Source organism: uncultured Negativibacillus sp., from assembly GCF_944388365.1.
Lineage (GTDB): Bacteria > Bacillota > Clostridia > Oscillospirales > Ruminococcaceae > Negativibacillus.
In genome coordinates this window covers 1-7,505 of sequence record NZ_CALXIN010000086.1, presented here as the reverse complement: position 1 = coordinate 7,505, position 7,505 = coordinate 1, and the positions used below count along the sequence as shown (strand labels likewise).

Annotated in this window: 5 protein-coding genes; all 5 read right to left on the bottom strand. The window is 53.9% G+C overall.

The annotated features are described in order from the left end of the window. On the bottom strand, nucleotides 1-1,233 hold a 1,233-nt coding region (locus Q0L39_RS09630), incomplete at its 3' end, for a DUF512 domain-containing protein (protein ID WP_296628735.1). A gap of 104 nt (nucleotides 1,234-1,337) precedes the next feature. Further along, nucleotides 1,338-1,517 (bottom strand): 50S ribosomal protein L32, encoded by a 180-nt coding sequence (rpmF, locus tag Q0L39_RS09625; protein ID WP_296628734.1) that lies wholly within the window; start codon nucleotides 1,515-1,517, stop codon nucleotides 1,338-1,340. A gap of 59 nt (nucleotides 1,518-1,576) precedes the next feature. Then, entirely contained in the window at nucleotides 1,577-2,083 is a 507-nt protein-coding gene (locus Q0L39_RS09620) for a DUF177 domain-containing protein (protein WP_296628733.1), read from the bottom strand. A gap of 1,129 nt (nucleotides 2,084-3,212) precedes the next feature. Then, nucleotides 3,213-6,929 (bottom strand): phosphoribosylformylglycinamidine synthase, encoded by a 3,717-nt coding sequence (locus Q0L39_RS09615; protein ID WP_296628731.1) that lies wholly within the window; start codon nucleotides 6,927-6,929, stop codon nucleotides 3,213-3,215. A gap of 156 nt (nucleotides 6,930-7,085) precedes the next feature. Further along, nucleotides 7,086-7,367, bottom strand: coding sequence for an acylphosphatase (locus tag Q0L39_RS09610; RefSeq protein WP_296628730.1), 282 nt, complete (start codon nucleotides 7,365-7,367; stop codon nucleotides 7,086-7,088). Between the last annotated feature and the right edge of the window lie 138 nt (nucleotides 7,368-7,505).

Sequence of the window (7,505 nt, the reverse complement as noted above, 5' to 3'; positions counted from 1 at the left end):
CTCCCGCACCTGCTCGATGGTCACATCGTCCAAAAACTTGTCCTGCTCGTGCCGCAGCATGTTCGCCGGAATCAGCAGCGCGTCGCCCAGCTCCACGCCGTCCAGCTGCCCCAGCAGATCCTGTCCAGTCACCAGTCCTGCTACCGTGATGGTGTGACCGAAAAAGTCGTTGACGATCTTTTTCACCTGCACCTGTACCTGCGGGAACTTTTCCACTACCCGCTGTGCAAAATCCTGCATCATCGGATAGGCCAGCTTGCCGGTGGCGATGGTCACCTTGCGCGGCGCAGGCGTGCGGTCCTCCTGCTCCAAAGCCAGAGCAAAGTCGTGCTGCATCAGCGTCATCATGCCCACGCCGTTTTCCAGCTGGGCAAACTCTTCGTAAAATTCGTATGACGGGAACGGTCTGCCCGCCAGCAGATAGAACTCATCCGAAGCGTATGCCACCCGTGCACCGTACTGCTGCAAAAAGCGATCGCCCCAGCGCTCCAGCGTGTCGACGACTTCGCGCGCCTTGTCGGCGGTGAAGGAGCGCAGCGGCTCCAAGCCTTCGCGATGGCAGGTCAGTCCCACCGGCACGACGGCGATGCTCTGGACATTCTCTCCCAGTTTTGCCAGCTCGGACAGGCTGTATTCCAGCTCTGCTCCGTCGTTATAGCCAGGGCACAGCACCATCTGGGTGTTGATCTTGATGCCGCCCTCGGTCAGCATCCTGACAAAATCCAGCGCCTTGCCTGCAAAGGGGTTCTTCATCATCTTTACCCGCAGCTCTGGGTTCATGGTATGCACCGAGATGTTGATCGGGCTGATGTGCATCTTGATGATGCGGCGGATGTCGTCCTCCTTGAGGTTTGTCAAGGTGGTGTAGTTACCAAACAGGAAGGACATTCTTGTGTCGTCGTCTTTAAAGTAGAGGCTCTGGCGCATTCCCTTGGGGGTCTGATCCACAAAGCAGAAGATGCACTTGTTTTTGCAGCCCATCTGTTTGTCCATCAGGTAGGTTTCAAACACCAGTCCCAGGTCGTCATATTCGTCCTTGTCCACCACGGCGGTGCGCAGCTTTTTGTTTTCGTCGCACAAAAGGATCTCCAGGTGCTCATCGGTCATATAGAACCGATAGTCCAGCACGTCGGTGATCGCATTGCCGTTGATGCTGATGAGGGTATCTCCCTTGTGGATTCTTGCACGGCGCGCAGGGCTTCCAGGCTCCACGCTGGTGATTCTTACTGCCATCTGTTGCCCCTTTCTTTTCTGCACAAAAAAGAGCAGCAAGGGAAACGCCGCCCCCTCACTGCCCTTTGTTTTCTCAGTTCAAATGGTTCCCCAAGATGGAGGAATTAGTCCATTTTGATAACTTCTCTGCCTTTGTAGTAGCCGCAGTGGCCGCATACTTTGTGAGGAGCTTTCAGCTCACCGCACTGTGGGCAGATGGAAAATGCTGGTGTGTCGAGTTTCCATACATTGGAACGTCTTTTGTCTCTGCGTGCTCTGGATACTTTTCTCTTCGGTACTGCCATGATTGCATCTCCTTAAAATGATTATCGTAAATTGTTCAACGTTAAAAAGGGTTTTGGCCTTAATCCTCAGGCCATTCCAAGTTGTCAAATGCTTTGACACGGCGCGGATTCCATTCGGGCTCCTGACAATCGCACTGTTTCTCATTGAGATTACAGCCGCAGATCGGACACAGACCCTTGCAGTCCTCCGAACACAGCATCCTGATTGGTAGCTCAAGAAGTATGTCGTCCTGTGCAAGTTCATCCAGGTCCAGAACGCCGTTTTCGCAGACGATGTAATCATCGTCCTGTTGCTGGTGAAGCTGTTTGACAATGGTGTGGAAAAACTCCTGATGTTTTTCCTGCTTCACCGGAGCAAGACATCTGGCACAACTTGCGGAAAGGGTATAATCGGCGGTAAAGCGCACCGTAACGATGCCCGCACGATTTTCTGCCTGACCGCGGATAATGACCGGCGACCCAAAAGGGCGGTCTCCCCACTGCTCTATCTCGCTCAGATCCAGCGTCTGCTCAAACGGCAGGGTCTGTTCTGCGCCATCGAACAATTTTTTCAGGTCAAGCTGCATAGTAACTTCCTTTCCCAATACAACTCTGCAGCAGCTTTGCTTCGGTCCTGCTGCAGCACAAACTGATCCCGTCAGCTCCGCCAGAAGCCGACCTTTCTAGGACAGACTTATCCCTCCGAATCAGTCCGTAACAGGAATTATTATAGTATCCCGCGGCGTTTTTGTCAACACTTGTCCGGCGATTTTTTCGCCTATTTATGCAGTTTTTTTACTTTTCTGCAACTTGAACAAATTCAGGGAGGCAAATGCTCTTTTCCTTCATAATCTTTTGTCGCAGGAAGGTCCCTGCGGGAGCTTTTTTTGCAGGAGGGTTCCTGCATGACCTCTTTTTCGCAGGGTAGTCCCTGCATGAACCTTTTTTCGCAGGAGGGTTTCTGCATGAACCTTGCGGGCCTACGCGGCCCGCACCCGCGGTCCATTTCCTGTCGCGAGGAAATGGACGAAAGGCGCGCAAGGAACCTCCTGGTTCCTTGACCTCTGGAAGTTTGAAAAACTTCACGAAAGGGGTCAAGCATGACCCCTTTTGAAACCCCACATATCGGCAGTAACTGCACTCGACGAAGGGATTCTGCTACCCGAAGTAGCAGGTGCAATACCTGACATCCTCCTGCTGACGGAGCAGTCAGGGGGAGAGAACTTCGCTTTGCGAAGTTCCCGAGGGGTATCTTTATTGTGAAAAAGTTCGGAGAATGAAACTTGTTTCATTCTCGGGACCGCACACAAAAAAGTAGGACAACGCAGGAAGCAGAGGTGCGGTCTTGCCCCTCAGAGGTGTTTCCAAAGAGGATACCTCCTCTTTGGCGAATCTTTGGTTCCTTTCTTTTCGAGAAGAAAGGAACCCCGGGGTGCAGGGGCGGGGAGCCTCCCTGCGAAAAGAGTCTTGCAGGAGCTACCTTGCAAAGCCGATTTGCGGGTCTACGCGACCCGCACCCGCGGAAACTTTCTTGTGTGAAGAAAGTTTCACAAAGAGCACACCAAAAACCTCCTGGTTTTTGGAATTCCAGCGAAAGGGGCTACGCCCCTTTTGAAACCCCGACTGCATATCGGCAGTAAGCGCACTGTCCTCCTTCACCATACAAAAAAGTCCGCCCTCTTGCTAGGGCAGACTTTTCTGTATGGTGTATTCGTTTTAGTCTCTGAAGTAGTCGACAGCGCCGGCAAACATCTTCTGATCCTTGTTGCCTTCGACGTTGCGATAGAGGTCTGCGGTGTAACGCTCGCTGTGACCCATCTTGCCGAAGACTCTGCCGTCCGGAGAGGTGATGCCTTCGATTGCATCCACCGAGCCGTTTGGATTGAAGCGGTAGTCCAGTGTCGGATTGCCACTGAGATCGACGTACTGGGTCGCAATCTGTCCGTTTTCTGCCATCTTCTTGACCAGTTCCTCGCTGGCAACAAAGCGGCCTTCACCGTGGGAAATGGCGATGGTGTGAATGTCGCCAACCTTGGTGTGCATCAGCCATGGGGACTTGTTGGAAGCGATTCTGGTCTGTACCAGACCGGACTGGTGACGGTTAATCAGGTTGTAGGTCAGGGTCGGGCAGGTGTCGTCGGTGGTGATGATCTCGCCGAATGGAACCAGTCCCAGTTTGACCAGTGCCTGGAAGCCGTTACAGATACCGCACATCAGACCGTCACGGTTCTTTAACAGCTCCATGACTGCCTCGGTGATCTGTGGGTTGCGGAAGAAGGAGGTGATGAATTTTGCCGAGCCTTCCGGTTCGTCGCCGCCCGAGAAGCCGCCTGGGATGGCGATAATCTGGGTCTTTTCGATCATCTCTTTCATCACTGCAACCGACTCGGCGATCTGCTCGGAGGTCTTGTTGCGGATAACAACGATGTTCGCCTTTGCACCGGCACGCTCAAATGCGCGGGCAGTGTCGTATTCACAGTTGGTGCCTGGGAATACCGGAATCAGTACCTGTGGCTGTGCAACCTTGACAGCTGCATGGCTGTGCTCGCTGCACTCGTAATTGTAGGTAGGAACAATGATCTTTGGAGTCTTGGTGATGCGTGGGTAAACCGGCTCGAGTTTTGCCTCCCAGATCTTTTCCATCTCGTCAAGGTCGATCACTTCGTCGCCGATGGTGATGGTGTATTCCTTGGTGGTATGGCCGATGAGTTTTGCATCGGTTGCAACTTCCTCGGCTGTCTCAAAGACAAATGCGCCGTAGCATGGTTTAAACAGGTGGTGCATCTTTTCAGGAGCAGCAAAACCGATGCGGTTGCCCAGTCCCATCTTGAACAGTGCTTCGCCCAGACCTTTAAAGCCGAGGGTGCTGACTGCTTTGACCTTGCCGGAAGCGATCAGGCTCTGCATCTGGTCGAATACCTTGCGGACACTCTCAAAGACCGGCAGACCGTTCTCGTCATACTCCGGTGCCAGCAGGTAGACGTTGTCGCCTGCTGCCTTAAACTCGTCGGTGACGGTCTTGCTTGCCTTGCCGACCGATACTGCAAAGGAGATGAGTGTCGGTGGAACATGGATGTCCTCGAACGAACCGGACATCGAGTCTTTACCGCCGATAGCGCCGCAGGAAAGTTCGAGCTGTGCCTTGAGTGCGCCCAGCAGTGCCTGGAACGGTTTGCCCCATTTTTCTGCATCGGAGCCGATCTTCTCAAAGTATTCCTGGAAGCTCAGCCAGCATTTTTCTCTCGAGCCGCCTGCAGCGATGACCTTTGCAATCGACTCGATGACTGCCAGCATTGCGCCCTTGTATGGGTTCTGCTCGGAAATATATGGGTTAAAGCCCCATGCCATGATCGAGCAGGTATCGGTTTCACCAAAGCGAACCGGAATCTTTGCAACCATTGCCTGTGCCGGTGTCAGCTGTCTTTCGCCGCCGAATGGCATGACGACGGTGTTTGCACCGATGGTCGAGTCAAAACGCTCGCTCAGACCCTTCTGGGAGCAGACGTTGAGGTCGCCCACAACCTTTGCAAAGCGGTCATGCAGCGAAACGCCCTTGCCGCAGCAGCACTTGCACTGGTTTTCCTGTGCGGATTTTACGATAACTTTTGTATATTTTGGAGCGCCGTTGGAATTTAAGAAAGCTCTGGACAGATCGACGATCTGTTTGCCGCGCCAGAACATCACCAGTCTTGGGTCCTCGGTGACCTCTGCGACGACGGTTGCCAGCAGGTTTTCCTTGTCGGCAGCTGCCATGAATTTTTCTACGTTTTCCTTTGCGACAACGACTGCCATACGCTCCTGAGATTCGCTGATGGCAAGCTCGGTGCCGTCCAGACCGTCGTACTTCTTCGGCACGAGGTCGAGGTTGATCTTCAGTCCGTCTGCCAGCTCACCGATGGCAACCGATACACCGCCTGCACCAAAGTCGTTGCAGCGTTTGATCATACGGGTGACCTCGCCGTCGCGGAACAGACGCTGAATCTTTCTTTCCTCCGGTGGGTTGCCCTTCTGAACCTCGGCGCCGCAGCTGGAGAGGGATTCTACGTTGTGGGATTTGGACGAACCGGTTGCACCGCCGCAGCCGTCGCGTCCGGTCTTGCCGCCCAGCAGGATGATGACGTCGCCTGGCATCGGTTCCTCACGGACAACGTTTGCCGCCGGAACTGCACCGACAACTGCGCCGACCTCCATACGTTTTGCAACGTAGCCTGGGTGGTACAGCTCATGTACCTGTCCGGTTGCCAGACCGATCTGGTTGCCGTAGGAGCTGTAACCGGCTGCTGCTGTGGTGACGATCTTCTTCTGTGGAAGTTTGCCCTTGATGGTGTCCTCAAATGGAGTCAGCGGGTCGCCTGCGCCGGTGACACGCATTGCCTGATAAACATAAGCGCGGCCGGACAGCGGGTCACGGATCGCGCCGCCCAGACAGGTAGCTGCGCCGCCAAATGGTTCGATCTCGGTCGGATGGTTGTGGGTTTCATTTTTAAACTGCAGCAGCCAATCCTGTTCTTCTCCGTCGACATCAACCTTGATCTTGACAGAGCAGGCGTTGATCTCCTCGGACTCGTCGAGGTCTTTGAGCAGGCCCTGTTTCTTGAGGGCTTTTGCGCCGATGGTTGCCAGATCCATCAGGGTCATCGGTTTGTTTTTGCCGGCATGAACGGTCTTTCTCAGTTCGAGGTACTCGTTGTAAGCGTTTTTGATGTAGTCGCTCTCGATTTCCACGTCCTCAATCTGGGTGGAGAAGGTGGTGTGGCGGCAGTGATCCGACCAGTAGGTGTCGATCATGCGGATCTCGGTGATGGTCGGAGTACGTTTTTCGGTTTCTTTAAAGTATTTCTGGCAGAAAGTGATATCGCCCAGATCCATTGCCAGACCGTAGTGATTGATAAAGTCCTTGAGTCCCTGCTCGTCCAGCTCGCAGAAGCCTTCGAGGACAGCGACATCAGCCGGAACATCAAACGGAGTGTGCAGGGTTTCTGCCTGCTCGAGGGATGCTTCCATCGACTCGACAGGGTTGATCAGGTGCGCCTTGATGCGGGCAAGCTCTGCGTCGCTGACGCCGTCGATGACATAGACCTTGGCGGAAGCGACGGTCGGACGGTCGTGCTGGGTGGCCAGCTGGATACACTGAGCGGCGGAATCTGCACGCTGGTCAAACTGACCTGGCAGGAACTGGACGGCAAATACCTTTTGCTCCGCTGCCAGCGCAGGCAGGGCATCATAGACATTGTCCACCTGTGGTTCGGAGAAGATGGTCTGTTTTGCAAGCGCAAAATCCTCCTCGGAGATGTCCTCGACATCATAACGGTTGAGGATACGCACCGAGCTGGCACTCTGGATGCCCAGCGAGTTGTGGATATCCGAAAGGACGCCCTGTGCTTCAACAGCAAACGGCTCCTTCTTTTCAACATAGACTCTGTAAACTGACATACTTCACACTCCTAAAAACTTTTCTCTATCTCTATTTTGTTTTGCTGCCCCAGAGGGGATTCGTTTGAACCCATTATACCATAATCCGAAGCCGGTTGGTAGTTTGTCTGCGACAGATAAAGCGAAAATTTTACCCTGCTTTTCTTAAAATCTTTGCTAATATTTGACAGAAAATTCCGATTCATCGGGAAACTGGTCATCGCCGACCCGCCGAACATCGAGCGAATCGACCTGAATCCACATCGTTCCCGCGCGGATTTTCTGCAGCAGCTGTTCGACGGCTGCCTGTTCTCCATGCAGGTACATTTCGACCGAGCCGTCGCAGCAGTTGCGCACCCAGCCGCCGATGCCGAGTGCGGCAGCGGCGCGCAGCACAAAGTAGCGAAAGCCCACGCCCTGCACGCGGCCCTGTGCGACAGCAAAGCATTTGATTTTCACAACCGCTCACCTCTTTATTTCAGGAATATCGCTTCCTGCGACCTCTCTTTTTTATGCAGGGTAGTCCCTGCAAAGGCCCGCACTCGGACTTTCTGCGAAGTCTAACTTTAGATGGTGCGGGCATGAGAAGGAGCGTTG